General features: G+C 38.5%; 23 protein-coding genes and 2 pseudogenes. 4 read left to right on the top strand and 21 right to left on the bottom strand.

The features are described from left to right. Positions 1 to 475: 475 nt before the first annotated feature. Together ACQKL5_RS15040 and ACQKL5_RS15045 are read right to left on the bottom strand one after the other, a co-directional pair. Entirely contained in the window at positions 476 to 1,246 is a 771-nt protein-coding gene (locus ACQKL5_RS15040) for a TerC family protein (protein ID WP_427609693.1), read from the bottom strand. 191 nt (positions 1,247 to 1,437) lie between these two features. Then, a complete protein-coding gene (locus tag ACQKL5_RS15045) occupies positions 1,438 to 2,055 on the bottom strand; it encodes a YpjP family protein (RefSeq protein WP_427609694.1) in 618 nt (205 codons plus the stop codon). Between the two features lie 430 nt (positions 2,056 to 2,485). Between ACQKL5_RS15045 and ggt the strand changes: the two genes are divergently transcribed. Next, entirely contained in the window at positions 2,486 to 4,174 is a 1,689-nt protein-coding gene (gene ggt, locus ACQKL5_RS15050) for a gamma-glutamyltransferase (protein WP_427609695.1), read from the top strand. 1 nt (position 4,175) lies between these two features. On the opposite strand, the gene ACQKL5_RS15055 is transcribed toward ggt, so the two are convergent. The 10 genes and pseudogenes from ACQKL5_RS15055 to ACQKL5_RS15100 all read right to left on the bottom strand — a co-directional run bounded on the left by ACQKL5_RS15055 (position 4,176) and on the right by ACQKL5_RS15100 (position 14,669). Then, on the bottom strand, positions 4,176 to 4,955 hold the full coding sequence (locus ACQKL5_RS15055; RefSeq protein WP_427609696.1) for a class I SAM-dependent methyltransferase: 780 nt from the start codon (positions 4,953 to 4,955) through the stop codon (positions 4,176 to 4,178). A gap of 81 nt (positions 4,956 to 5,036) precedes the next feature. Further along, positions 5,037 to 5,471 carry a BrxA/BrxB family bacilliredoxin gene (locus tag ACQKL5_RS15060; protein WP_427609697.1) on the bottom strand — a complete coding sequence of 145 codons (435 nt, stop codon included), beginning with the start codon at positions 5,469 to 5,471 and terminating at the stop codon, positions 5,037 to 5,039. Positions 5,472 to 5,652: 181 nt separating this feature from the next. Then, positions 5,653 to 7,323 carry a dihydroxy-acid dehydratase gene (gene ilvD, locus ACQKL5_RS15065; RefSeq protein ID WP_427609725.1) on the bottom strand — a complete coding sequence of 557 codons (1,671 nt, stop codon included), beginning with the start codon at positions 7,321 to 7,323 and terminating at the stop codon, positions 5,653 to 5,655. 1,004 nt (positions 7,324 to 8,327) lie between these two features. Beyond that, a pseudogene (locus ACQKL5_RS15070) lies at positions 8,328 to 8,591 on the bottom strand (IS1/IS1595 family N-terminal zinc-binding domain-containing protein); the annotation flags it as partial. A gap of 162 nt (positions 8,592 to 8,753) precedes the next feature. Continuing rightward, complete coding sequence (locus tag ACQKL5_RS15075) at positions 8,754 to 9,878, bottom strand: conserved virulence factor C family protein (protein WP_427609698.1); 1,125 nt, start codon at positions 9,876 to 9,878, stop codon at positions 8,754 to 8,756. Between the two features lie 130 nt (positions 9,879 to 10,008). Further along, complete coding sequence (locus ACQKL5_RS15080) at positions 10,009 to 11,886, bottom strand: ATP-binding cassette domain-containing protein (protein ID WP_427609699.1); 1,878 nt, start codon at positions 11,884 to 11,886, stop codon at positions 10,009 to 10,011. Beyond that, positions 11,883 to 12,527: an HD domain-containing protein gene (locus tag ACQKL5_RS15085; RefSeq protein WP_427609700.1), complete on the bottom strand. Its 645-nt coding sequence runs from the start codon at positions 12,525 to 12,527 to the stop codon at positions 11,883 to 11,885. The genes ACQKL5_RS15080 and ACQKL5_RS15085 overlap by 4 nt, the downstream gene beginning before the upstream one ends. 61 nt (positions 12,528 to 12,588) lie before the next feature. Beyond that, positions 12,589 to 13,434 carry a DegV family protein gene (locus tag ACQKL5_RS15090; protein WP_427609701.1) on the bottom strand — a complete coding sequence of 282 codons (846 nt, stop codon included), beginning with the start codon at positions 13,432 to 13,434 and terminating at the stop codon, positions 12,589 to 12,591. A gap of 137 nt (positions 13,435 to 13,571) precedes the next feature. Next, a complete protein-coding gene (locus tag ACQKL5_RS15095) occupies positions 13,572 to 14,048 on the bottom strand; it encodes a glutathione peroxidase (protein ID WP_427609702.1) in 477 nt (158 codons plus the stop codon). A gap of 81 nt (positions 14,049 to 14,129) precedes the next feature. Next, positions 14,130 to 14,669, bottom strand: a complete 540-nt coding sequence (locus tag ACQKL5_RS15100; RefSeq protein ID WP_427609703.1) for a hypothetical protein — start codon at positions 14,667 to 14,669, stop codon at positions 14,130 to 14,132. A gap of 182 nt (positions 14,670 to 14,851) precedes the next feature. On the opposite strand from ACQKL5_RS15100, the gene metA reads away from it, so the two are divergent. After that, positions 14,852 to 15,760 carry a homoserine O-acetyltransferase MetA gene (metA, locus tag ACQKL5_RS15105; RefSeq protein ID WP_427609704.1) on the top strand — a complete coding sequence of 303 codons (909 nt, stop codon included), beginning with the start codon at positions 14,852 to 14,854 and terminating at the stop codon, positions 15,758 to 15,760. A gap of 173 nt (positions 15,761 to 15,933) precedes the next feature. Here the strand turns inward: metA and ACQKL5_RS15110 are convergent, their stop codons facing one another. From ACQKL5_RS15110 to ACQKL5_RS15140, 7 genes are all read right to left on the bottom strand, one after another. After that, entirely contained in the window at positions 15,934 to 16,710 is a 777-nt protein-coding gene (locus tag ACQKL5_RS15110; RefSeq protein ID WP_427609705.1) for a GNAT family N-acetyltransferase, read from the bottom strand. Positions 16,711 to 16,767: 57 nt separating this feature from the next. Then, on the bottom strand, positions 16,768 to 17,466 hold the full coding sequence (locus tag ACQKL5_RS15115; RefSeq protein WP_427609706.1) for an AIM24 family protein: 699 nt from the start codon (positions 17,464 to 17,466) through the stop codon (positions 16,768 to 16,770). Next, positions 17,466 to 18,161: a class I SAM-dependent methyltransferase gene (locus ACQKL5_RS15120; protein ID WP_427609707.1), complete on the bottom strand. Its 696-nt coding sequence runs from the start codon at positions 18,159 to 18,161 to the stop codon at positions 17,466 to 17,468. The genes ACQKL5_RS15115 and ACQKL5_RS15120 overlap by 1 nt, the downstream gene beginning before the upstream one ends. Before the next feature lie 284 nt (positions 18,162 to 18,445). Further along, positions 18,446 to 18,874, bottom strand: a complete 429-nt coding sequence (mntR, locus tag ACQKL5_RS15125) for a transcriptional regulator MntR (protein ID WP_427609708.1) — start codon at positions 18,872 to 18,874, stop codon at positions 18,446 to 18,448. Between the two features lie 95 nt (positions 18,875 to 18,969). Continuing rightward, positions 18,970 to 21,141, bottom strand: coding sequence for a DNA topoisomerase III (locus tag ACQKL5_RS15130; protein WP_427609709.1), 2,172 nt, complete (start codon positions 21,139 to 21,141; stop codon positions 18,970 to 18,972). Between the two features lie 246 nt (positions 21,142 to 21,387). Beyond that, positions 21,388 to 21,849, bottom strand: coding sequence for an aminodeoxychorismate lyase (locus ACQKL5_RS15135; RefSeq protein ID WP_427609710.1), 462 nt, complete (start codon positions 21,847 to 21,849; stop codon positions 21,388 to 21,390). Beyond that, positions 21,839 to 22,216 carry a hypothetical protein gene (locus tag ACQKL5_RS15140; protein WP_427609711.1) on the bottom strand — a complete coding sequence of 126 codons (378 nt, stop codon included), beginning with the start codon at positions 22,214 to 22,216 and terminating at the stop codon, positions 21,839 to 21,841. Before ACQKL5_RS15140 ends, ACQKL5_RS15135 begins: the two co-directional genes overlap by 11 nt. 474 nt (positions 22,217 to 22,690) lie before the next feature. On the opposite strand from ACQKL5_RS15140, the gene ACQKL5_RS15145 reads away from it, so the two are divergent. Then, a complete protein-coding gene (locus ACQKL5_RS15145; protein ID WP_427609712.1) occupies positions 22,691 to 23,143 on the top strand; it encodes a DUF5392 family protein in 453 nt (150 codons plus the stop codon). Between the two features lie 88 nt (positions 23,144 to 23,231). On the opposite strand, the gene ACQKL5_RS15150 is transcribed toward ACQKL5_RS15145, so the two are convergent. Continuing rightward, positions 23,232 to 24,653, bottom strand: coding sequence for an amino acid permease (locus tag ACQKL5_RS15150; protein ID WP_427609713.1), 1,422 nt, complete (start codon positions 24,651 to 24,653; stop codon positions 23,232 to 23,234). Between the two features lie 263 nt (positions 24,654 to 24,916). Beyond that, positions 24,917 to 25,015 (bottom strand): annotated as a pseudogene (locus ACQKL5_RS15155) (amino acid transporter); the annotation flags it as partial. A 336-nt stretch (positions 25,016 to 25,351) separates the two neighbouring features. On the opposite strand from ACQKL5_RS15155, the gene ACQKL5_RS15160 reads away from it, so the two are divergent. Then, entirely contained in the window at positions 25,352 to 25,978 is a 627-nt protein-coding gene (locus tag ACQKL5_RS15160; protein ID WP_427609726.1) for a LysE family transporter, read from the top strand. The last annotated feature ends 270 nt before the right edge of the window (positions 25,979 to 26,248 follow it).

A 26,248-nucleotide genomic window follows, 5' to 3' on the forward strand; every position in this document is an offset into this window, starting at 1 on the left:
TAATAATTTAAGTTAATAAAATATATGTATATTAATTTTCTAATTTATTATTTTAGTATAACATGACACCTCTCGGTAATGGTTTGAATTATTTTTGGTAAATAGAATAATAATACCTGAGTGGACGCACGCTTCACCCAGTTTTCTCATATAAAATACTATAATTAAAAAAGGTTCAAGGTGATTACATGAAAACAGTCAATAGAAAACTTACTCTGCCCGAACCCCATGAAATTGCAGAAGAAGTGCTTGAAATTTACAGTTTAAAAGTGTTCATCATCCTGGACCTTTTGCTGTTTTCGATCTTCTTCGGCATATTGCTGCATCCGTTCCTTTCTTCACTATGGCTTAACTTGTTATTCCCTTTGCTTTTTTTTACAATTTTTGTTCTCTTATTTCATTTATTCGAGCTTTCTTTCCAAAGAAAGAGCTGATATCATTTTTGATGTCAGCTCTTTAAATAGAAGGTAGGTATTCATCTATTGTCTTTAAGATTTTTTTCTTTCTGAAAATGCATAAAGATTGTTGTCCCAAATATAATGAGAATAAAGATAAAGAAAATAGCAGGTGGGATTTCGATTTTCGCCACTGAGAGAAGCATTTTAAACGATATGAACCCTATTAAAACATAGGCAGCCGTTTCCAATTCAGGGACCTTGTCGATCAATTTCAAGAATACGCCTGCAACGCCGCGCATCATAAGGACACCGATCATCCCCCCGACCAAGAGGACCCATATTTGTTCACTTACCCCAAAGGCAGCTAACACACTATCCACGGAAAAAGCAATATCCATCATTTCGACAGCTACAACGGTTCCCCATAAGTTTCCAAACATACGGATTAACAAACTGTTTTTACTCATACCTTGTACATCTTCATCCTGATCAGACTGTTTTTTTCTCTTATCTCGGAAATATTTAAACGAAAGCCAGGCTAGATAGAGAGCCCCTAGGATTTTTACCCATGAAATCTTGATGAGATAGACCCCTATTCCGATGGCAAAGAACCGGAAGGCATACGCACCAAGTAAACCATAGAAAAGCGCCTTTTTCCTTTGATTCTGTGGAAGATGGCGAACCATTATAGCCAACACTAAAGCGTTATCAGCTGACAGGAGTCCCTCCATTAAGACAAGCGTTCCAATTAACCCCCAGCTAACTGGGTTTGTTAGTACCTCTCCCCACATACTCCAATCAAAAAATTGAGAATAGGTATGGATGATGTTGTTTAGCAATTCTGACATAACAAGAGCACCTCTGCAAAACTATAAAATTTATTGCCATGTACATTAATGAATCGTGCAGTTTTTTTCCTAACTTATATAATTTCAAACAAAATAAATACGTTGCAGAACAACGTATTTTATAAAACGATGAACTTTTCTTTCTAAATAATCATACTCTTACTCCTGCATAAAATCAATGAACGAAGAGCTTAGCTAATGATTTGTTGATTGTTCCAATGTGGAGGGGTATTTTTATCCCAATATATTTTCCCTATATCATAGTGCATTGCAAATGAATCATGATAGGTATGATAATGAAAGTTAAACCAATATCCCTCTAATGGAGGATTTTCCTGTCGAACATGAAAACGGATGATATCGTTGCCACTTAAGGTATCATAAATATGGAAGATCTTTTCCGACCTGCCTGCACTTGGTTGCTCGGTAATCGTAAGTTGTTTCAGTTTTTCATCAGGAAATTGATTCGCAATGTTGTTTATCGTCTCTTCAATCTTCGGTAAAATGACATCTTTGAACTCATCGCCAATTTTCGGATTGATTTTATCACCAAATTTTACATAAGCATTTTCTTCCGCTTTATCAAGCATATCCGATATAAAATTTCTCCGGTCAAAATGGTCAGTGGTTTCACTTAGGTCTTGAGCAGAAGGATATGGTGTATGGTCTTCCTGCACTAATCCCTTTTTAGAATCTTTTAGAGAATCTGCTTCGGCAAGCCACGCCAGATTTGTAGGTGTGACAAGTCCAAAAGTTAATACGGATACCAAAATGACAAGACTTTTTCTAAACCACACAGCCGTTTTCAAACCATATTTCCTCCTTCTGTTCTTACTTTATTCCAGTATACTTTGATTATTTAGAAAATACGAATATATATTACTTAGGTTTCAAAAATTCCAAAAAAGGATAAATACCTATATATGCTTTGTTATCACATCTTTCTTACCATATTTCACTATTTATATATTAAATAAAGGATTATTAGGTAATTTGTAGAACTTAAATAGATTCAGTATCTTTTTAAGGAGGGCTCTAAAATGGCATTGACTACAACCGCCATGGTGGCTTTATGTCTTGTGACTTTAGCATTTTTCGTATATTTATCATTTGCTGATTAAGACTAAATACCTATAAAAGGATTCCCTTGTCGTTACTTCTAATGACAAGGTTTTCTTTTCAATAAAGTTCGTCTCTGGCTCTATAAGGAACTTAAGGCGATATACTGGAGGAATTATGATGGAAAACATCGATGAAAAAACTAAAGAAGAAAACTATAAAAGAGAAACAGCAACAGGAAAGGCTGGCATGGTAGTCACGGCTCATCCGGTTGCAACACAAATTGGGGAACAAATATTACGTGATGGTGGAAACGCCGTAGATGCAGCAGTAGCCATCCAATTTGCACTGAATATCGTGGAACCCATGATGACAGGGATAGGCGGTAGTGGATTCCTTATGGTCTATAATGAAAATAGTAAAAAAACCAAGATATTCGATGGACATGTAAGGGCACCAAAAGCAGCATATCCTGAATTGTTCCTGGATGAAAATGGAGAGGTTATTCCCTTTAAACAGCGTTCTACAAAAGGGACGGCAGTTGGCATCCCCGGAATTCTTAAGGCGATGGATGAAGCGCTGAATGAATATGGTAGCAAATCTTTAGCTGAACTCATTGAACCCTCTATAGAATTTGCTGAGAATGGAGTCCCCGTGAACTGGGTACTTTGTGATGCTCTCAAAAACTTCGAATATCGATTGGGTGAAGAAGCGAGAAACTTCTTCATGCCAGAAGGAAAAGCCTACCAAGTGGGTGATATACTAGTGAAAGAAAAATTGGCGCATACCTACAGGATCCTGCAACGTGAGGGAATTTCCGCTTTTTATGAAGGCGAAATTGCGGAAGGTATCGTTTCCTGTATCAAGGAACAAGGCGGATTCATGGAAATGTCCGATCTACTAGACTACAAGGCAACCATTGACGAACCAATGGTTGGCACCTACAAAGATTATAAAGTCGTTTCATCAATGGCGCCTAGTGCCGGAGGATTTACCGTCATCCAAATCCTAAGAATCTTGGAATCCTTCCATTTAGAACAATATGATGTTCATTCATGGGAGAAATATTATTTAATAGCTGAAGCGATGCGTTTAGCATTTACAGATAAAAAAGCATTTCTGGCCGACCCCGAATTTGCTGAATTACCTCTAAAGGGTCTTTTGCATGATGATTATATAGCTGAACGTCGGAAATTCATCAACTTCAAGACAAGAAACAATGCGATAGATTTCGGAAACCCATGGAAATATGATTCCGTGAAGCAAAGAGCAGTCATACCACAACCAAATGATGAAGAGCGCAGTGAAACGACACACTTTACAGTAAGGGACAGATGGGGAAACATTGCAGCTTGCACCTCGACCGTTGAACACCCATTCGGTTCTGGTATCATGGTTTCCGACTATGGTTTTATGTTAAACAATGAATTGACGGACTTTGACTCTGTTCCCGGTGGCATGAATGAGGTACAACCTAATAAACGTCCTGTCAGCTGTAAGAGTCCAACTATTATTTTTAAAGACGATCAACCCATTTTAACTCTTGGTTCCCCGGGCGGACCGACAATCATTAGTTCAGTCGTCCAAACCATCATTAATGTGCTAGATTTCAAGATGGACTTAAAAGCGGCAATCGAAGAACCAAGAATTTTCACTCCTATGGGGCCCCATATTGAATGGGAAGCTGGAATTGACATGAACAGTAAGGGTCACCTAGAAGGAATGGGCTTTGTCTTCAATGAAGTCCCACACTCAATCGGTAATGTTCAGGCTATTCAAATCAACCCCTTGGACGGATCTAATTATGGAGCTGCTGATTCCAGCCGTGAAGGATGTGCCATGGGCCTAGATGAAACGGATTACAAATGAATCATGAAACAGGAATGAAGCCAAAATGAAATTTTGAGGTTTTTCGTTTTAAAACGTCAAATCCAAGTTTCTGAAAGCGGGTGCTACGAAAATGGTCTTTCAAGACCACTCTTTTTCTAGCCACCCGCTTGGCTTCATTAATTATTTCCAAGGTCAAATGATGACCTGCGGCAAAATGAGTTAACCCTTTAATGCCATTCGACTCCTGTATGGTTTCCTCGAACATCGGATCAAAATAAACGACATCGACATGATTATCCGGTAAAGTTTTTAACAAATCATTATGATCAGCTTGAATAACTTCAATCCTCCTCATTGCGGATATCATCGACTTTTCTGCGTCATTCCAATTCTTCAACCCAAAATCGACAAGTAAAGCCAAGTACTGATTATCCTCTAATGCTACTACATGACCTTTTTCACCGACTGCAAAACTTGCGACAATGGAGTCAGCCCCTAAGCCCAAAGTACAATCAAGGACCGAATCACCTTCTTTTATATCCCCTGCAACAAGTAAAGGATCTGTCTCCCCATTCAATAATCTTTTCAAACGAATCATCGCTAAGTTAGGATGGAAAAAGAAAGGCTCCTTCTCTTCATATTTGTATAACTCCAATCTATTTTTCCCGAAAACGAGGCAATCGTCTGTACCGTTTTCAAATTGGATATCATGGACCGATCGTTTTTTCCTAGGTATAAAAGGGATGTTTTGGTCATTGGCTAACTTCCTTGCCATCTCAATGGTTTCTGTATCAGCTCTTCCAGCTGTTGTAACAAACATGTATCCTGCTCCTTCAAGTCCTATAAATTTGAAAAAGAATGCCCCGTTTCCAGGACATTCTTCATATCATATATGTTTATATTACTTCACTTTACTAAATGCCTCTAGAAGGTTTTCCATAATAGCTTCCATAGGCTGGCCTTCAATATCATGACGAGGAATGAAATGGACGACCTCTTTACCTTTTAAAAGAGCCATGGATGGAGAAGAAGGTTCAATTCCATCGAAATACTCACGCATTTTGGATGTCGCTTCTTTATCTTGTCCAGCAAATACGGTTACAAGATTATTCGGTTTCTTCTCAGCTTGCAGAACAGCCTGAGTCGCTGCGGGACGGGCTAAACCGGCCGCACATCCACAAACTGAATTTACGACAACTAGAGTCGTGCCTTCAGCCGCTTCCATGAATTCCTCTACCTTTTCGGCTGATTCCAATTCTTTAAAACCTGCTTGCACCAGTTCAGCACGCATTGGCTTCACCATTTGTTTCATGTATTCATCATAAGCCATAGACATAATAAAATTCCCCCTTGAAATAACTAGTTGAATATAAGGATACTATAATCTATGACAGTAATGCAAAGTTGACGCCTATAGTCACCCTGAAAGTTTAATGAACGTACCCTCTAATTTCACCATTCATACTCGAAATTAGAAAGAGAAAAAGGGAGGTATCTTCTACCACCCCATCTGGAAATTAAATTTTCATAACGCCGCCAGTGCTTGCATTGGTAACGAGTTTAGAATAACGACCCAAATATCCTCTAGTAACCTTCGGCTCGAAGCCTTTCCAATTGGCTTTTCGTTTTTCAAATTCCTCATCTGGAATTTCCAATTGAATGGTTCGATTATCCAGATCGAGTTCAATGATGTCACCGTTCTCAACAAAAGCGATAGGTCCTCCTTCAGCTGCTTCAGGAGATATATGACCAATGCTGATTCCTCGTGAAGCACCTGAGAAACGTCCATCCGTGATTAAACCTACTTTGGCTCCTAGGCCCCTGCCGACGATTTGAGAAGTCGGTGCCAGCATTTCCGGCATACCCGGTCCACCTTTAGGTCCTTCATAGCGAATGACCACGACATCGCCTTCTTTTACTTTACCGGTAATGATTCCTGACAATGCATCCTCTTGAGAATCAAAGCAGATCGCAGGACCTCTATGATACCCTCCGACTGATTCATCCACGGCTCCTACTTTTATAATAGACCCTAAAGGAGCTAGATTACCGAATAATACTGCAAGTCCCCCACGTTCAGAATGCGGGTCATCCAAAGGATGAATGACATCTTTATTCAAAATCTCGCATCCTTCAACATTTTCACGGAGTGTTTTTCCGGATACAGACAAACAATCTCCATTGAAAGCTCCCGGCTTTTTCAGCAGCTCATGAATGATTGCACTTACTCCTCCCGCATTATGGACATCTTCAATATGATAATCAGATGCAGGAGCAATCTTGGCAAGATGTGGTACCCTTCCGGCTATTTCATTAATCCGCTCCATTGGATACTCAAAACCCGCTTCATGTGCCAAAGCAAGTGTATGAAGAACGGTATTGGTCGACCCCCCCATTGCCATATCCAGTGCAAATGCGTTATCAATTGCATCTATTGTAACGATATCGCGAGGTTTACGATCCATTTTAATGAGTTCCATTAATTGTTTAGCGGATTTTTTAACAAACTCCTTACGTTCTTCGGCTACGGCCAAAATCGTTCCATTACCCGGAAGTGCAAGGCCAAGCCCTTCCGCCAAACAGTTCATTGAATTAGCGGTAAACATACCTGAGCAAGAACCACAAGTTGGACAAGCCACTTGTTCTATTTCTTCTAAATCTTCAGCTTCAATGTTACCGGCTTGATACGCTCCGACACCTTCAAAGACAGATGTTAAAGAAAGGGATTTACCATTTTTATCTTTCCCCGCCTTCATAGGTCCACCACTGACGAACATGGTCGGTATATTGACACGTAGTGCGCCCATCATCATTCCAGGTGTTATTTTGTCACAGTTGGGAATACAAACCATCCCATCAAACCAATGTGCGGAAACAACCGTTTCTACAGAGTCAGCGATGATTTCGCGACTTGGTAAAGAATAACGCATACCGATGTGCCCCATTGCGATACCGTCATCCACCCCAATAGTATTAAATTCAAATGGAACCCCGCCTGCTTCCCGTATAGCAGCTTTCACGATCTTACCGAATTCCTGAAGGTGTACATGTCCAGGAACGATATCTATATATGAATTACAAACCGCAATGAACGGCTTCCCGAAATCTTCTTCTTTTACCCCCGCTGCACGCAAAAGACTTCTATGTGGAGCACGGTCAACTCCTTTTGTTATCATGTCACTTCTCATATTCGATGTAGACATTTATGTAGCCCCCTCATTTTTGCAAATTAACAATGAATATATTAATTTTTTATAATACTCTAAAAATTCTAACATATATACAGACAAATGTAACCATTCTACCTCAAAATTTCTTTAAAAACATTTTTCTAAAATAGTAGAACCCCACAAAGGGATGTTTTCGGATAGAAATTTTTGTATAAATATTAATATGTAGAAGTATGTCAGTGTATTGAAGGCAAGGGATCATGCATAACGTGACATTTCCAAATACATTGAGGGGGAAAAGGTATATCAACCACATCGAATACAGCTACAGTCATAGTTTTCACTACGAAACTGTAACACACAACGAATCTTGGTTGTCGTTTTATCATATGCCGCTGAATAGGTAAGGGTTATATGACTCTGTTGATAGGTATATACAAAGGGGATAGTCATCAAAGGAACTTTATACAAAATATAGAAATAATAGTTTGAGGTTATATGTTCGCGATAAATATTCTTATTCTGAATTTCAAACTGGTGGCAATCTTAATGTTTCTTTTACTTGTGGCTTTCGTATCTAGCATTATATGAAGTCAGGTATCCCGACAGTTTGTAAAAACTTCTAAAGTGAAGAATAAAGAAGAGCACGGACAAAAAATACTAACTTTAAAGTCCGCAGGTATTTTAACAACAACCATTCCGACCATTTCACTTTTTTTAAACATCCAATTTTAAAAGCCACTATGAAACAGTCTTATTTAAAGGCTGTTTTCGTAAACTTTGTTGTTTTTCCCTTAAGTAATTTGTTAGGCATATTAACGTGGTAAAATTAACCTATAATTTAAAAGATGGCAAACTTAAATTAATTGGTGGTGTTTATTAAATGAGTAATGGAGCTTTTGTTGCTATTCTTACGAGTTTTATGGGTGCGTTTGTTTGTATAACGATAGCTATTAAAACGAGAAAAGACAAAAAAAATCAGCCAAAATAGACCTTAATCAACTGAGGTTTATTTTTATACCGTTCTTAATATCATTGAAGGATTTTCCATAATCATTACATAGATAGCGTTGTCTTGAACGATATTTACCGATCCGTTTATCCGATCTACTTCCGCAATCAATACAACCCAAACCAGAAGCAAATCGGGCTTCACGAGTGCTTTTGAGTAATTTCGTAATTTTATCTGGTTTATCTGGAAACCAGTCCGGTTTCATTGCGTTAAACAACGCTAATTGCTCTGTTTGGTTAATTCACTGAAATCTTCATAAACAATCTTCCCACATACTTGAACTCCTCCTGACCGCATGTATCAACCTTTTAACAATCTAGTCAATAAAGCAACCATCTATACGAAAACAGCATATAAAAAAGAGGATAATCAAACAAATCCGCTGTTAAACGGTTCTGTGATCACCCTCTTTCTCATGTGTAATCTTCCTTGTTTGTTATTTCCTTGATTCAGTCATTTGCTTCCATACGGAACCTTTTGCTTCTTCTCCATTTTCAATCCTATCCAGAGCCATTTTAACCTGGAGAGCCACTTCAAATTCGGGATCCTGTTCAGCTTTCTTTAAAAAAGGTAGAATGGTTTCATCACCAACTTCGTATAAAAACATGGCAGCCCTCCATCTCACTAGTTTATTTTTATCGGATAGAGATAGCGCCATTTCATCCATTGCTTCTGCAAATCCAAGGTCAGATAAACAGTCCCCGGCCGTCCTTCTTACAGCGGCACTTGAATCCTTCAATGCTTTATATAAGCTGGGAAGGACTTTTGGGTCTTCAATCATTCCTAAATATACAGCAGCAAGTCGGCGAATCGAAACTTTGCTATCAGCCAAGGCCTTTTCTAATACTGGAATATCTTCAACCGTCGGGTCGCTCATCTGATCCAATAATTGATATCTCTTTTCCCAACTTTCATTGTCCAACATGTCGACGGTCAATTTTATTTTGGGACGATTCATGACGGGTTCTTTTTTATCCACGGTTTCTTGAGCGGCATGAACTAATTTATTAATTCTTTCTTCCGGATAGGCTGCAGCCAATTCCGCCGCTACTTCTTTGACGATGTCTTCCATTTCACCGTAGCGAATGCCGTAATCCTTCCATTTACGAAGTAAGACGACATTATCATCTTCTTTTTGCGCGGCTGCTACACCCTTAATGAAGTACTCCGGTAGTGCAAACCGTTTTTCCTGTGTGCTATCATTTGCTTTGATTTGCATAGGAATGCCTTTAAATTGTTGGATGGATACAGTTACCTCTCCATAATGCTCATTTATTTGAGCTTGTTGGTTCTGTTCCCCAGTAACCTCACCGAAAACTTGGCGAACTTGGACCAATATATCTTTCCAATCAAATTTCGCATTACGTTCGACAGCTAAAAAGTCAGCCACATGGTATACGCCCTTGACGCCGTCAATTTGAAGCATGTCTTTTATCATTTGCGGAGCGTGTTCTGCCTGATCTTTTTTATAATTATTACTTTTTCCTCCTGGAAGTTCTTCCGTAAGGTTAATTTTCATGGTATTCGGACTTGGTGTCGGTTCTATTGATTTTATGTTCAATGCATTTCTCTCCTTTATCATAACAATCTCATGTCCTAGATTTTATCACAACGGCAAGAGATTCTCATGCAATTGAGATTAACGAAAAAAGACTACGCCAAGCTTACTCATCCTGGCCCAGTCTTCTCGTTTATTCCTCTTCTAGTTTTTCCGCTAAGTATGTCCATCTTTCCATTGTGTACTCTAACTTCTCGTTAAGCTCTTTTTCTTCTTCCAGGAGCAGGCGCACCTTTTCGAAATCACTGCCCGCTGCTGACATTTCTTCAGCGATATCCTTCAGGCGATTCTCGACTTGCTCCATTTTTCCTTCAATTTCTTCCCATTCCTTACTTTCCGCATACGTAAGTTTTTTCTTTTTCTTTTCAGTGCGGCTAGGCTGGGACTCCGAAGCTTTTTCAGGAACAGCTTCTTCTGTCTTTTCTTCTAGGAATTCAGAGTAATTCCCGTAATAAAAATCTATTTTACCTTTATCTTTAAAGACGAGTAGTTGGTGACAAGTTTTATCAAGAAAGTAGCGATCATGAGAAACAGTGATGACAACACCAGAGAAGGTTTCTAAATAGTCTTCGAGGACGGTTAAGGTCTGTGTGTCCAGGTCATTCGTCGGTTCATCCAATAGAAGGACATTGGGTGCTCCCATCAAGATATTCAACAAATATAATCGTCTTTTTTCTCCTCCTGATAGTTTACGTATGGGAGTCCCATGCGAACCCATAGGGAACAAGAATCGTTCAAGCATCTGTGCAGCGGATATGAAGCTGCCATCTTTAAGAGCAATTGAATCAGCCGTTTGCCTGATATATTCAATCATGCGAAGATTCTCATCCATATCGGTGCTTTCTTGCGTATAGTATCCGATTTTGACCGTTTGTCCGATTTCAAGATTTCCACCATTTATCGGTTCACGTCCGGCCAAGATATTTAGAAGCGTCGATTTCCCACTACCATTATTACCGACAATCCCAATGCGATCGCCTGGCTTGAAAAGGAAAGATAAATCTTTAATAATTGTCTGATCACCGAATGACTTAGTGATGTCTTGCAGTTCCAGCACTTTTTTCCCTAGACGGGCACCGCTTAATTCCATTTCAAGACTTTCGGTCTTCTGCTTATCCTTAACACCTGTTTCTAACGTTTCAAAGCGTTGGATCCTTGCTTTTTGTTTTGTAGAGCGTGCCTTTGCACCTTTGCGGATCCAGGCCAGTTCCTTTTTGAAAAGACTTTCCTTTTTGGTCCGCTCAGTCGATTCATTTTCTTCCCTGATGGCTTTTGATTCCAGGTAATCAGCGTAATTTCCCTTGTATTCAAAAAGCTGAGTTTGAGCTATTTCCCAGATTTTATTGGATACCCGATCTAGGAAATATCGATCATGAGTCACGAATAAGACGGATTTCTGATATTTAGATAAGTATTCTTCCAACCAGGTGATACTTTCAAAATCCAGATGGTTGGTTGGCTCATCCAAAATGAGCAAATCAGGAGTTTCAATCAGGGTCTTTGCCAATGCTGCACGTTTCTTTTGTCCACCTGAAAGCTCACCCAGTTTCCGTGAATGATCGGGAAGGCCAAGTTTGGTCAGGATTGTCCGGGCATTGGCGCTAGTATCCCAGGCATTAAGAGCATCCATTGATTGCTGTTGTTTTAGTAATCGATCTTGCACTTCACTATTTTGGGGATCAATCTGCAATTGTACCAGTGTTTTTTCATATTCCTTTATTAAGGAGAATACAGGTGTTGAACTTTCATACATATACTCCATGATCGTTAACTTTTCATCAAAATCCGGATCCTGCGATAAATATGATATCGTGTAGTCATTCGGATGATCCTTCGTCCCTAGATCACTTTCTTCCAATCCAGCGATTATATTCAAGAGCGTGGATTTACCAGTCCCATTTATACCGACGATGCCAATCTTTTCACCTTCACTGATGGAGAAAGAAACATCTTTAAAAAGAAGCTTCTCCCCTTGCGTTTTCATTACTTGTTCCATGCTAAAAACTTTCATAAACGTACATCCCATTCCTTATAGAATTCTTCTAGAAAACGAACCATATATTCATGACGTTCGCTTGCGATTTTCTTCGCTGTATCTGTATTAAGCAATTCTTGCAAACGTAATAATTTTTCATAAAAATGGTGGATGGAAGAGCTTTTTCCCATTCGATATTCCTGTTTAGTCATATCTTCACGCACCTTGAGAGCTGGATCATACATAGGTTGCCCCTTTTTCCCACCATAGGCGAATGTTCTTGCGATTCCAATCGCTCCGATTGCATCCAAACGATCGGCATCCTGAACGATTTCAGCTTCAATCGATGGAAGACTCTTTTCCCCGGAACTGTAGGAGATGGTAGAGACAATCTGCTTAATATCCTGGATCGTATCCAGATCCAACCCTGTCTCCCTGAACCATTCATCCAGCTTATTCCAACCTAGTTCCGCATGATCATTTAATTTATCATCTGGAATATCATGCAGGAGGGAAGCCATCTCGATAATGAATTCATTTCCCTTATTTTCTTCACGTGCAATATGTAAAGCCAGCTTTCGAACCCGATCGATATGAAACCAATCGTGACCACTGGCATCAGATTTCAATTGTTCATATACAAATGATTCCGTTTGTTTAATTATATTTTTTTGCATTTCACCACTCCATGTCCTTTCTATTTTACCATGGTTCTTGTTTTTAGAAAGGGATATTGTCCTAAACTTCCTTGAACCAACTGATCCCGATTGTCTCTTCGCCAGTATGTACCCCTATTGCACTCCCAAGTGGTGATATATGTATTTTCACTTCCGGAAATGCTTCATATATCTTCTTTTTCAAATGTTCAACCTGAATCGGTGAACCTCCGTACAATATACTGCATTCTTTAACATTTCCTAATGAAACGGATTTAAGAAATTCATTAAATATATGATTTTCTGCTTTCTTTAGGTTTCGAGTTTTTGTTTTAGTTTGCAACAAACCATTTTCTATAGTTATAATCGGTTTTAAACTTAATAGGCTTCCAAGATAATATTGAGCCCCGGTTAACCGACCACTGCGATGCAGTTGATCTAACGAACCAATCAAAACATATGTCTCATGGCTATCTGCATACCTCCTCGTGTTGGTGAACGCTTCTTCTATTGAATAACCACTATTTAAATACTTCATGAGTTTTTTCAAGATTAACAGCATAGGAAACGAAATAAGTAAGGTGTCAAAGACGTGTACCGGTATCGTAACCAGTTGGGCAGCCTGTCGGCTTGAAGAAACCGTGCCGCTCAATTTACTTGATAGATGGATAGAAATCACACAATCATAGTCTTTTTCAAGTTTTCTATACAACTCGTAGAATTTACCTACCGATGGCTGGGATGTTGTCGGGACTTTATTTTCCTCCTTCATTCTACGATACAGTTCTTCAGATTGTAGATCGACACCATCTTCATATTCCTTACCCTCAATAATGACTATCATCGGAACAACATATACATGATCGTTTTGTGAAAGTTCTTCGTCTAAAAAAGCCGTACTGTCAGTAACCCATGCAATCCGTTCCATTGTTACCCTCCTGAATAAAATAGTTGTTACCTATTATATTCAACTTTATCCTCCTTTTTCCCCCTCTTTAAAGTAAAGGATTATTATACGTTCAAAAAAAAAGCCCACCGATAACTTAACGGTGAGCGCTTTGATGATTATAGCAATTTTTTTATATCTTCTTCCATTTCAAGCGGTTTTGTTTTAGGAGCATATCGATTAACGATATTCCCCTCACGGTCGACCAAGAATTTAGTGAAATTCCATTTTATCGACTTTGATCCCATCACTCCTGGTGCATTTTCAGTGATATAGCTAAATAGCGGATGGGCATCCTTCCCATTCACATTCACCTTGGCAAACATCGGAAAGGTAACACCATGGTTAAGCTTACAATATGAATCAATTTCAAGCTCATCGCCAGGCTCTTGGTTAAGAAACTGGTTACAAGGAAAACCAAGGACCTCCAATCCGTCCTCTTTGTATTGTACGTACAGACTTTGCAAATCATCATACTGTGGTGACAATCCACATTTACTGGCAGTATTAACAATAATCAATACTTTTCCTTTGTATTCCTCAAGCGAAATGGCTTCACCATTAATTTTTTTCACTTCATATTCATAAATGGACATATATGATCTCTCCCTTTTTCCTATTGATGACATTTTACCTTATTTGTAGGAGACTTTACCACTTTTAGTGTGCCCCTTTCATCAGTTGCTCACAGAGTCTTCAACAATTTGCAAAGATTGAAGTAGATACTCCAACATATCTTCTAAATCCTCCATTTGATCTTCCTTAATAAGTCTTCCGAAAGAAATCTCGAATGTTGAAATACTTGAGGGCTTCTCCTTTTTGCTTACCGTTTCAGAAGTTGTCAATGTTATGGTCCTTTGACTTCCCCAAATATTCTCCAGTTCCTTCGAAATACTTTCAATTTCCATCATGTGTAGCTTTCTCGGTATAGCGATAAATAGGTCCACCGCACAACCGGAATGCGCTTCATTTAGGTTGGACTCTAACAGTTCGGAGCTTAAATTCTCAAGTGATGCATATAACTCAAATCCTCCGGTCACATAGACTGTACTCTCGGATTCTTTCATTTCCAATTCAATTTTGTATCTTCTTGCCATCGTTGAGAGATTAACGATATCGTCTCGTCCGATGACTAATATATCCCCAATAAGGTCACGATCATAAATCGCCCCTTCCAATACCACTTTCATATTCTCGAATGCTGTAGGATCAAACAATTTTATACCCCTCTTCTAGGTTCTTAACTATCAAAAAAAAATTATGTATCAAGTTCATCTTCATTTTACCATTCTCCAGAATTCTTATAAGCTTTAAATTAAATTAATAAAATTACTTTTCTATTTGGCAATTTTCTATATAATTGAAATATTATGATTTAAAAAAGGAGGCAAAGCTAACTATGCCGATTAAAATACCAAGACACCTGCCAGCTAAAGAGATTTTAGAAGAAGAAAATATCTTTGTAATGGATGAGGAACGGGCAACCAGTCAGGAAATCCGACCATTAAATATATTGATTTTGAATCTTATGCCTGAAAAAGAGAAAACAGAGGCACAGTTACTGCGTTTTCTGGGAAATACCCCAATTCAAGTAAACATATCGTTTCTAGGATTGAGTACACACGAATCAAAAAACACAAGTAAATTTCATTTAAATCAATTTTATAATTCGTTTGAAGAGATTCGTTCAAAAAAATATGATGGCATGATCATCACTGGCGCACCTGTCGAAAAAATGGATTTTAAAGATGTTGATTATTGGGATGAATTAAAGAATATCATGAATTGGTCCAGCGAAAATGTCACTTCCACTCTACATATTTGCTGGGGAGCCCAAGCTGCTCTCTACCATCATTACGGTATAGGTAAATATGAGCTACCAAAAAAATGCTTTGGCATTTATAAGCACGAGGTTCTCGAGCCGAATGAAAATCTCGTCCGAGGCTTCGATGATTATTTCTTAGCACCACATTCTCGCTATACCGACATTGAATTTCAAAAATTGGTGAATCATTCAGAACTTAAAATCTTGGCAAAATCCGATGAGGCTGGTGTGTTGATCGCCGCTTCTAAAGACTCCAAGAGAATAATGGTGACCGGTCATTTCGAATACGATGCAGGAACGCTTGGTGACGAATACAATCGCGATATCGGACGCGGTATAGAAACCCAACTCCCGGAAAACTACTTTCCCGACAATGACCCATCGAAAACTCCACTACACCGTTGGAAAAGTCACTGTAGCCTCATGTTTTCCAATTGGCTTAATTATTACGTCTATCAATCCACACCATATGAGTGGGATTGAAAGCAAAAGGAAAAAAGAGTGTTATCTCGTTAAATGATTGTTTCTCGGGGATCCTGCCACACTTGACTATATGATAAAACCCTGATTTGGCCATCAGGGTTTTGTTCTTTGCAGCAGCTTATTGATAAAGAAGAATGTAAAGGTCTTACTAAAAATAGCTAAACCGGGCAAGATTACATTATTTTTGCAAATACAGAATATCTTGTTGGATGTTCAAATCCAATAGTGTTTGCCATTGATATGGAAGCTATATTGTCTACACTACAATCCCATCTAGGTGTAATATTCTCCTCCATACAATGATTGATGAATGATTGCGCAGTAACCTTTGCTAAACCTTTTCCTTTCCTTTCGCTCTTAGTTAAAATGTCCATTTCAGCTACCTTTTCGGCTCTGAAAATGGAAGTGCATTCGCTTACAAGTGTATCATTATGGAAGACACAATAACCAAAGCCATTCTCAAGATAATTGGATACCGATCCCCAATACTCTTCATAATACTCTTCATTGAAATAAATAGATTGATGAATGATTTCTGCATTAATTTTTTTCACTGTAAATTCTTTAGGTAGCTTCACCCTATTGTTTATATTTTTAAGCTGGTTAAAAGCAAAAGTGTATCTACTAAAACTATGAACTCTTTCTTCACTTTTAAATAAATCACTTATTGCCTTATCCCATTTTTCAGATGAAGAGAATAATGTGAATCTAGACTGTTCATTTTTATTATATAAATCGACTAATCCATCTTTAAATTCATTATTTGTCTCGTCACCTGTAACATAGAAAATTCCTGAAACAGTTCCTATGAGATAATTATTTTTATTACTTGGATCGCCATAAACAAATCCAGTTATCTTCTTGTTCAGGACTGCGAAGACAAAAGAAGGTGATGCTACCTGAAGGCACTTCTCTACCTCTTCATAATCTGATTCCATTAACTGTAACAACACTTTGCCTCCTTTCTTTAGACATGTAAGAAACGTAAGCATACCACTCAAGAGTTATTACTTAGATTCTTTATCACCGAAATATACTTCTTCATATGGTTGAACTACTACAAAACCCTGTCCCTCAAATTTCATCTGAACGGACTCTCCACTCCCTCTGCCAAAAAATGACTTCAAGGATACATCTGTAACAAAGTCTGGTTGAAGGTTACCAGACCAGGCAACGGTGGCATTTGGATCCGTATAGACAGGGCTATCCTTTTCAACAAGTAAAGTGAGCGGTTCATAATGTGAAGTGAAGGCTACCATTCCATGGCCTTCAAGCCTAACATTGAACAAACCACCAGCCAACAGTCCGGCAATACGACGCATCATTTTAATATCCCACTTTATACTCGATTCAAAGGCAAGTAAATCATTACCGTTTATACAAATGGACTCCCCGTTTAAATGTATGATTGATATTTTCTTTCCTTGATCTGCCACATACAACTTCCCTCTACCAGTCGCTTTCATCAAAGAAGCACCCTCACCAGTAATGGCTTTCTTAAATAATTTTCCGAAACCGTGCTCCAACATTCCTTCTCGTTCAAATTTAATGCTGCCTCGGTATGATATCATCGTCCCCATCTTGGCCCAGATTTGTTGGTCAAGATTAATTTCCAGAATCCGTTCCGTCTCAAGTTCGAATAATCCATGGCCCTTATCCTGCTGTTTCGTTTTTTCGACAAATTGATCCATTTGGTATTTTTCCATCATTGAGTACCTTCTTTTTGAAAGAGGAACAACCACATAAACGAAACGGCCTGTTTCAGTTCTTTTGAAAAGTGGCCTAGCTTTGAATAATCCACCGCTCTTTTCCCGACCCCGGTTTCAGCCACTGCCTTCCATCCACTCTCAAGTGCTAGTTTTTCAAACTCCCAGGCCTGCATGGTATTCATGATGACATCCTCACCTATTAATCGTCGATAACTAAAATTTTTACGTGGCTCCGCCGTTGGTCCAAGTATTCCAAAGCATACGTAGCCCCCTGGCTTTATAATACGGTGTATTTCCTTCATCACCGTTAACGGCTCTCCAGTATATTCAAGTGAATTAATCACCAATGCCGCATCCATTTCTTCATCCTTAAATGGGAGGTTATAAAAATCCCCTTGAGTAAAGGATAGACCTGGTTGTTGATAGGCATATCCGTTAGCGATTTCAATCATGACGTGTGAAAGGTCGATACCCGTTACAGCATAACCCGCTTGAGCGAGTTTCAAAGAACCCATGCCGTCACCACAGCCTATATCTACAACCTTTGCTCCGGCCTCTATATGTTCAGAGAAAAAAGGGATGATACCTTTACGACTACCTGTTTCCCACATTTCCTGTGAATTCTTCGCCCATGTAGGTGCAAAACCGTCCCATTTCTTTTCTGCTTCTTTATGCCAAGTATGTATATTCAAATGTCATACCTCCATTTAAAGTATTCTTTAATCTTTGAATTAAAAAAGCCTCATATACGAAGGACCTACCCATTCGCTGTTCCTTCATTCGTTTTGGTGATTCTTGTCAATTGACATCTATATCCCGCTTTATAGCTATTCTGTTCTAAATCTAAAAATCCTTTTTTTCATTTGGGAATGATTAATAATTCTTAAACAATTAGGATTTTTTGATGCCTGCATTCTATTGATGTCATAAAAAGCTTAAAGCTTATTACAGCACAAAAAAAACTGCCCATGGCAGCTTATTTTGCGTTCTCTTCATTTCTCTTTTGTATATTTCTTAAATCCTCGACCCGACTAGCGGATTCCTCAAAGAATTCAACGAGGTCCCCGATCCGATCTATGGCATTCCAGCTAAGGTGGTGCTCGATTCCTTCAACATCATGGTAGATGTTTTCTTCCTTGACCCCTATCAGTCGCAGCATCTGCTCCAATAATTCATGACGGTAAACGAGCCTTTTACCCACTTTTTTTCCGTTAGCCGTCAAAACCAGCCCACGATACTTTTCATAGATTAAATATTTTTCGTGATCTAGCTTTTGTACCATCTTCGTCACTGAAGAAGGATGTACAGAAAGATTTTCGGCAATATCCGAAACCCTTGCATATCCTTTTTCTTCAATAAGTAAATAAATTTGTTCTATGTAATCCTCCATGCTCGGTGTAGGCATCAGGAATCCTCCCATTCAAACGCATATCTAAAAATCTTACTATAAAAAAAGCCCTGAAACAAGGTTATAACGTCTCAGGACATGGTCAAAAGCGCTTAATCTTGCTTAACAGGCTGATCCGAGAAAAACTTGAAAATGATTTTCTTTTCGGTATCTGACCATATTAAAGCAGCATTAAATGTCCGTTCCCCTTTTTTGAATCCGCTAATCATATCAGTTTCTCCATCTGTTAAGAGCTTTTTAACATTGACTTGACTGATCTTTTTATTGAGGATTTTCTTGGAGATGGTGAAGTTACATTTCGTTTTCTGATAACTTGAACATCCATAGAATTCTCCCTTATCAACCACTTTAGCACCACAAAGCTTACAACTACCTACCGATGTCACACTTTTCTTCTTATAACCCGGCCTTTGGATTGACTCCGTATCAAGCCCTTGAAAATCCCAGGCTTCAGAAGATTCGACGGCATCACTGATGATTTTCGTGGACATCTTTTTAACGGCTTCCATGAAAGCCCCCGCAGAAGCCTTACCTTGACCTATTTCCCTAAGGCGCTGTTCCCATTTAGCCGTCATTTCTGGAGAAGCAAGGATTTTTTCGCCAATCGCGGTGATGAGGACCTTCCCCTTATCCGTAGCAAATACCTGATTTTTCTTAACATCAATATATTTACGATCCTTCAGCATGGTAATGATCCCTGCACGTGTTGCTTCGGTCCCCAAACCTTCTGTTTTCATCAGGACCTTTTCGAGCTCTTCGTTATCCAGGTGCTTGCCCGCCGTTTTCATCAGCGTAATCAGCTGACCCTCCGTATATCGCTTAGGAGGTTGGGTTTTCCCTTCTTTCACTTTCACGTTGGTTACCTGTCCAGAATCTCCTTGTTTAAGGATTGGTAAAAGAACATCATCATCTTTCTCATCTTGAAAAATGACCTTGCGCCATCCTTCTTGAATCTGTTGCTTACCCTTTGAAATGAACTCTGCCCTTTTCTCGACCATAGTCTTGATGGTCGTATAATCGAAAATAGCCTTTTCATAATGAGCCGCAATCAGCCTGCGAACAACTAAGTCATATATATTACGTTCCTCACCGGAAAGTCTTTTTGGATCAACAACCTGTTCAGTCGGAATGATTGCATAGTGATCAGTGACTTTTTTCTCGTTAACAAATCGTTTATTACCCATGATACTTGGTTGAGGTAATGGGAAAAACGATTGATATTCCGAAAACCCACTTAATTTTTGCATAATGTCTGGGAAAGTTTCAGCTTCGCCTTCTGTGACATAGTTGGAATCCGAACGTGGGTAGGAAACAATTCCTTTTTGATATAAACTTTGAACAATGTCCAAGGTCTTTTTCGGTGAGTATTTATAGATTTTATTTACAGTTGCTTGCAACGACGACAAATTGAATAAGAGTGGAGGCTGAAATTCTTTTCTTTCAGTGGCCAAATCGGCGATTTCAGCTTCTTTCCCCTTGCAAAAAGCAGCTATTTTTTCTGCCATCTCTTTTGTAAGGATTCTCGAATCATTATTTTGCTGCCATTTCCCCTGATATTTCTTTCCGTCCATCTTGAAGTCTGCGAATACTTCCCAAAACGGTTCTGATTTGAATCGGTCAATTTCCATTTCCCTCTTGACTATTAAAGCAAGAGTCGGTGTCTGAACCCGACCTGCTGAAAATACATCCGATACACCCTTTTTCTTCAAGAGGATGCTATACACTCTTGAGGCATTCATGCCTACGACCCAATCCGCACATGCTCTCGTATATGCTTCATGATAGAGCGGCCTCGTCTTTTCTTCACTTATGAGATTTTGAAACCCTTCATAGATCGCTTTTGGTGTCAGTGAGGAAATCCACAACCGTTTCATCGGTTTTTGGACATGACAAAGTTGAATGATATTACGTACAATCAATTCCCCTTCTCGCCCGGCATCCCCAGCATGAATGATCTCATCTACATTCGACTTTCTCAGCAGCGCTTTCACCACATTGAATTGCTTGGCCTTTTGGCGGGTCACTTCATATTGAAATTTATCGGGTATCATCGGCAGGGTATCAATCGACCATTTTTTCCAGTTTGAATGATACGTTTCCGGCGATACGAGCTGACATAAATGTCCGACTGCCCATGTTACATAAGCGCCATCCGGGAAAAGCTCATTCGGCATGATTTCTATATATCCTTGCTGTTTCTTCGATTTGAATTGAGCTGCCAACGTTGAACCTTGATCTGGTTTCTCGGCAATGATCAGCTTCATATTATCTTCACCTAATCCGTTACAAAATAACTTTCACTCTTATTATACCTTAATTATAAGAATCGGAAAGATATGGCCTCGTTTTTGTCTTGGCTCAACATCTAGAAAAAATCGACCCTTTTCTAGGCTTGAATATAGGAAATGATAGTTTGTATCTATTCGAAAAGTAGTGTGTATTCGACATAAAAAGACGACTACCTTATTGATAGTCGACTCTCCTAGTGAATGCATTCATTCATGGATTGATTATTTAAAGACTTTAGAGATGATTTCCTCTGTTGTCATTTCACTATCTATCACATATGAACCAGGACGTAAATTGTTCGCTTTGCCTCTTTTTTCAACTTCATCAAAGAATTCTTTAGCATCCGCTATGATTCTGGACCGTTTAAGATTTTTACCCACATCAATACTTGTCATGCCCTTAGAGACTTTCAGCACGGAACGGTATATGATCTTTTCTTTGGGTCCTTTATCCTCCGCTACAGCTTGATTGGACTTCAATTCATCAAGTTGCTCTTCATACTCTTTCTCTGTATGAATGACATATCCTTCTGAAGTTAGCTTGCTTTTCATTTCATCTACCGTTAATTTTTCTAAAGTTTGTGTATTCGCCGTTTCTTCAGTATCGAAGAAATACACTGCTCCGCATATACCTGCTGCAACAAAGAGGCCACCGGCAAAGCTGCGCATCGATTTAGATGTCATTGGCAACTTTTCTCCTTTCTTCCTTTGCTTTTATATAAGGAACAAGCATGTCTTGTATTTCTTCTATTGACCGTTCTTTTTTGGCCGCTATGCTGTCGAGTGAATATCCACGCTTATATAAATCTAGTACATCATGCAACAAACTCCACTTTTCAGAAGATCCTGCGAGTAATCCCGCTTCTTGTGCCATAATTTCAGAATCTATCTCAAGATTTCTGATTTGCATTTGTAATTGGCTCACTTCATCTCCAAAAGTACTAGTAATCTGTTCGATTTGCTGTTCTATTTTCATAGAGTCCGTCTTAAAAAACGAAACAATGAACAGAATAACTGCGACACCGAACAAAATGGCTAATGCCCATGACATCATTTTATTCCCTCCTTAACCTTATACAACTTCTAGCTTACTCATTATATATGGATTCAACCGAAAACTCGATTCAAAATTGTCGAACCTTAGGAAAACCAAACAAAAGTCATGCATTTATGACAAAAAAATACGAAATTACTAATTTATTTATAAATTTTTATGTATAAACCCTTATTTCTTTTGTCGAATATTCCCCCTAAAAGAATCACTAACCCTTCCAATCAAACCATTCAAAGAAACCGCAATCCTTCTATATACCAGTAAAGTATAATACATGACAAATAATTCTCTACGAGTTAGAATAAAGATATTGTGCTTTTTGAATTATTTCATAGTCCATAAATACCCCTTACTTTAGTGATAAGGGATAATCCAGCAAAATAACTGATTAATGTAAAGGTAAACATTTTATAAACCATTAAAAAGGGCTTCTTAATCAAAAGTAACATATATATTCTAGAGGAGGATACAATGAATATAAAAATCAATAATTTTCCACAATTTATGCAAAATGAGATGAAGAAAATTCAAACAAAATTGAATCCCCTATTAAAGAAAAACATGAAATATGGTTTCTTTTCTACCATAATGATTGGTTTCTCCATCATCAATCTTTTTTTCCTATTGTTTAAAAATGATTCCCACCCGATTTCCAAAATAGCACTATGCATATACGCTCTTATAGGCGCCATAGGATTTGCTCTGATGAAAGAAAACAAACATAATAAAAGAGAAATTATAAAAATGAGCCAAAAATATGTGCTAGAGAGAATGAAAAAAAGCGGTTATATATCCGAGGCAAGAAAAAATAATTACTATCAAAAAGTCAATGAATATCCTTTATTGACAATGAATGTCTTTCTTGAATTTCTAGCTGAAGAAGAGCAAAGAAAGAACGACTCTTCCAGCAATGAAAAAAGATGAAACAAGTCTTTACGTTTATAATTTCGGATTTACATTCACTATAATTCAATGTTAAAGGGAACTCGATAACTTGGTCGGGTTCCCTTTTTTAATCAAGTTCGGATTTATTTGCTCTTGCAGTCATCGCCTTGTTCTTATTCCATACTTTAGTTTTCATGAATATGGTAGCCAGTCCAATGATCACGATGAATAACAGGCTTACGAAGAAACCAGGACGAATCTCTTTTTCAAGGAGAGTGCCACAAATGGTTACTAGTATTAACGCCATACCGAACCCTCCTGTAACTTTACTCCATAGTTTATGTTTGAGCACTTTAAATGAAGAAAGGATGATAAAACTCCAGTTATACAAAAGTAATATACCGGCTGATGTTGTAATGTATTCATAAATCTTTCCGGGCAGAAGCAAGGCAGTGATTATTGACCCTAAAAGCCCTATTGTCGCTAGCAGTAGAGAGGATAATGGTACGTCTCTGAAATTTCTCATTTTTTTCATGAAAATGGCTGGTGCATTGCCATCATCGGCAAGCGTAACCAATAGGTTTGTAACCCCAAATAATGAAGCTGTCATTGCTGAAAAACCTGCAATAATGATGGCACCATTAAAAACATGGGGAAAAAAGGTCAAATGATAGCTATCAAGTGCCGCAACAAACGGGCTTTCTTTATCACTAAAAGCATCTAATGAAACCATGGTCACTGCTAGCCCCAATGATACTACATAAATGATTGTAAGTACTAAAAGCATTATAGTTCCAGCTTTTTGGGAATCTTCTTTCTTTTTCAACTGCATCGCCATCAAACCGATCACTTCAATGCCTCCAAAGGCATAAAAAGCATAAATGAGCGATGTCCAAAAACCTACCCATCCCTTCGGAAATAATTCATGATACGTATTCGGAAATGAGGGAAGTTTTCCGCCATCTAGGCCAAACAAACCTACAACCGCACATATGGCTATGATGATGAACATAACGATTGCTGCTGTCTTAATGACTGCAAGGATATTTTCAACCCTATCAAAGCCTTTAGTGCCCAACAATACTACTATAATGGACACGAGTGCAAAACCTGTAGCAAAAAGCCATAATGGGACCTTAGGAAACCAAAACTGGGAGAGTAGCGAGAGCGCGGTCAACTGGCTTCCCATGATCAAGATATTGGAGGACCAATAATTCCAGCCACAACTAAAGCCGGCCCACCTACCAAACGCCTTATTAGCATAATAACAAAAAGAACCTTTTTGAGGATCGGCCGCCGTCATTTTAGCTAACAAATTATAAACGATATATGTTCCCAGCGCTGCTAATATAAATGATAATACAATAGAGGGTCCCGTTGTTTTAATTCCTATGGTCGATCCAAGAAAATAACCCGTTCCAATTGTGCAACCAACACCGACTAAGGACAGTTGCCACCATTGCATATCGCCCTGTTGTTCACCGGAGGAGTTTAGGCCCTTCCCTGTACCTACCTTCCCATTCGCTGAATTGCTATCATTTTCCTTCATAAGGTTCCCCCCTTCCATAACCCATAGTATGAATAAAGCTACCATGAATTATGTTAGGAAACATTCCCATATGAAAGCCAAAAAAACTGTAGTTTGATGTGAAAAGATTCATGTAGATTATGTAACGATGGCAGTGATGCCTTGATAGGCAAAATAAATTCCAAACCCAAACAACGATACCCCAGAGGTAATGGAAATGACCATCAAACTTTTTTCCGTCAAAAACTTCCAAAATCCATTTGTCAGTAGGGTTACGAAAAAATCCTGATTCCTTTATCTATTCGATCCGAATTGACAGGACCAATTGGTGCAGCAAGTGTTAGACCTAAGAAAAAATAACTCAATAGCAACTGTACACTCAAAGAAGCAACACTCCATTCGAGTTAGGTAATAACTTGTACATTCTATGTTACAATCCTTTACCTATTCACTTTTACCGGAAAAAGAGGTGAATAGCCTTTCTCTATTTCTACTATTATTTTGGATGAAATACATGTTTATAACTGGACAGGATAACACATAGTTCAAAAAATGGTGGTCTTTCTTCCTTTCCGCGCATAAGGGGAAGCACGCCCTGCAAGGCTCGATCCAGAAAGAATGTATCTTGTTTATTAAAGAGTGAAAAAAAATGGTTTGCAAGTCCATTAGTTTGAATACATTCAAATAAGCAAGATTATTGGAGGGGTGATAATTTGGATTTGGGCGTGTTTTTCAGCTATATATTCTTAGGGTTGTCGTTAGCGGCTCCTATCGGTCCTATAAATGCCTCTCAAGTAGACATAGGGATTAAGAAAGGTTTTTTACATTCCTGGATTTTTGGCTGGGGTGCCATTTTAGCAGATGCTGTCTTTATTGTCCTCGTCTTTTTTGGTTTCATCCACTTTATGGACAACTCTTTCTTGAAGACCTTTCTATGGCTATTTGGGTTTTTCGTACTAACCTATACAGGAATCGAGAGCCTCTTAAGTGCTGGTAAAATCGAGGTTCATGGTAGGAAAATGGATGACCGGCTCGTTTCTTCATTCTTTTCAGGATTCATCATGGCCCTTTCGAATCCTTTATCCATTATGTTTTGGTTAGGAATTTACGGTTCTATTCTTGCCAATTCGGCATCAAAATATGATATACATCATTTACTTTTATATAGTACTGGTATCCTGATCGGTCTTTTAGCCTGGGATTCCATGACGGCCATCATTTCCAGCACGCTTAAAAAGTTTTTATCTAAATCGATACTAACCGGTATTTCGATTCTATCAGGAGTCTCTCTAATAGGAATCGGAATATACTTTTCAATTCAAGCAGCCAAGCTAATATTTACATAAAAGTGATTGAAGATAAATATTTTTCCTAATTTGTGAAAAATGATAAGGAAGTTTCGTCCAGTTATATTACCAGTAAATAAATATAGCAGATATTGTTATCAGATATGGAGCATCTTTCAAAAAGGTACCTTCTCTCAAAATCCTTCATGCCCTGATTATGAGCCACGTCGACAAAAAAAGGGGCTGTCTAATAAGTCCCTAAAATAAAACAGGTGGAGAAAAACAACTCGTTTTTCTCCACCTGTTTTTCTATTGTTATAATTATTCATT

This window comes from Peribacillus sp. NPDC097675 (assembly GCF_050277655.1).
Classification (GTDB): domain Bacteria; phylum Bacillota; class Bacilli; order Bacillales; family DSM-1321; genus Peribacillus.

Excerpts from the sequence above, each read along its gene's own strand:
- ACQKL5_RS15095 (WP_427609702.1), bottom strand. The coding sequence starts at position 14,048 with ATGTCCATTTATGAATATGAAGTGAAAAAAATTAATGGTGAAGCCATT.
- ACQKL5_RS15145 (WP_427609712.1), top strand. The coding sequence starts at position 22,691 with ATGAATATAAAAATCAATAATTTTCCACAATTTATGCAAAATGAGATG.
- ACQKL5_RS15140 (WP_427609711.1), bottom strand. The coding sequence starts at position 22,216 with ATGTCATGGGCATTAGCCATTTTGTTCGGTGTCGCAGTTATTCTGTTC.
- ACQKL5_RS15130 (WP_427609709.1), bottom strand. The coding sequence starts at position 21,141 with ATGAAGCTGATCATTGCCGAGAAACCAGATCAAGGTTCAACGTTGGCA.
- ACQKL5_RS15135 (WP_427609710.1), bottom strand. The coding sequence starts at position 21,849 with ATGACATCTAAATCGATGCGCAGCTTTGCCGGTGGCCTCTTTGTTGCA.
- ACQKL5_RS15090 (WP_427609701.1), bottom strand. The coding sequence starts at position 13,434 with ATGGAACGGATTGCATGGGTTACTGACAGTACGGCTTTTTTAGACGAA.
- ACQKL5_RS15085 (WP_427609700.1), bottom strand. The coding sequence starts at position 12,527 with ATGCAAAAAAATATAATTAAACAAACGGAATCATTTGTATATGAACAA.
- ACQKL5_RS15055 (WP_427609696.1), bottom strand. The coding sequence starts at position 4,955 with ATGTTTGTTACAACAGCTGGAAGAGCTGATACAGAAACCATTGAGATG.
- ACQKL5_RS15150 (WP_427609713.1), bottom strand. The coding sequence starts at position 24,653 with ATGAAGGAAAATGATAGCAATTCAGCGAATGGGAAGGTAGGTACAGGG.
- ilvD (WP_427609725.1), bottom strand. The coding sequence starts at position 7,323 with ATGAGAAGTGACATGATAACAAAAGGAGTTGACCGTGCTCCACATAGA.
- ACQKL5_RS15080 (WP_427609699.1), bottom strand. The coding sequence starts at position 11,886 with ATGAAAGTTTTTAGCATGGAACAAGTAATGAAAACGCAAGGGGAGAAG.
- ggt (WP_427609695.1), top strand. The coding sequence starts at position 2,486 with ATGGAAAACATCGATGAAAAAACTAAAGAAGAAAACTATAAAAGAGAA.
- metA (WP_427609704.1), top strand. The coding sequence starts at position 14,852 with ATGCCGATTAAAATACCAAGACACCTGCCAGCTAAAGAGATTTTAGAA.
- ACQKL5_RS15060 (WP_427609697.1), bottom strand. The coding sequence starts at position 5,471 with ATGTCTATGGCTTATGATGAATACATGAAACAAATGGTGAAGCCAATG.
- ACQKL5_RS15115 (WP_427609706.1), bottom strand. The coding sequence starts at position 17,466 with ATGGAAAAATACCAAATGGATCAATTTGTCGAAAAAACGAAACAGCAG.
- mntR (WP_427609708.1), bottom strand. The coding sequence starts at position 18,874 with ATGCCTACACCGAGCATGGAGGATTACATAGAACAAATTTATTTACTT.
- ACQKL5_RS15040 (WP_427609693.1), bottom strand. The coding sequence starts at position 1,246 with ATGTCAGAATTGCTAAACAACATCATCCATACCTATTCTCAATTTTTT.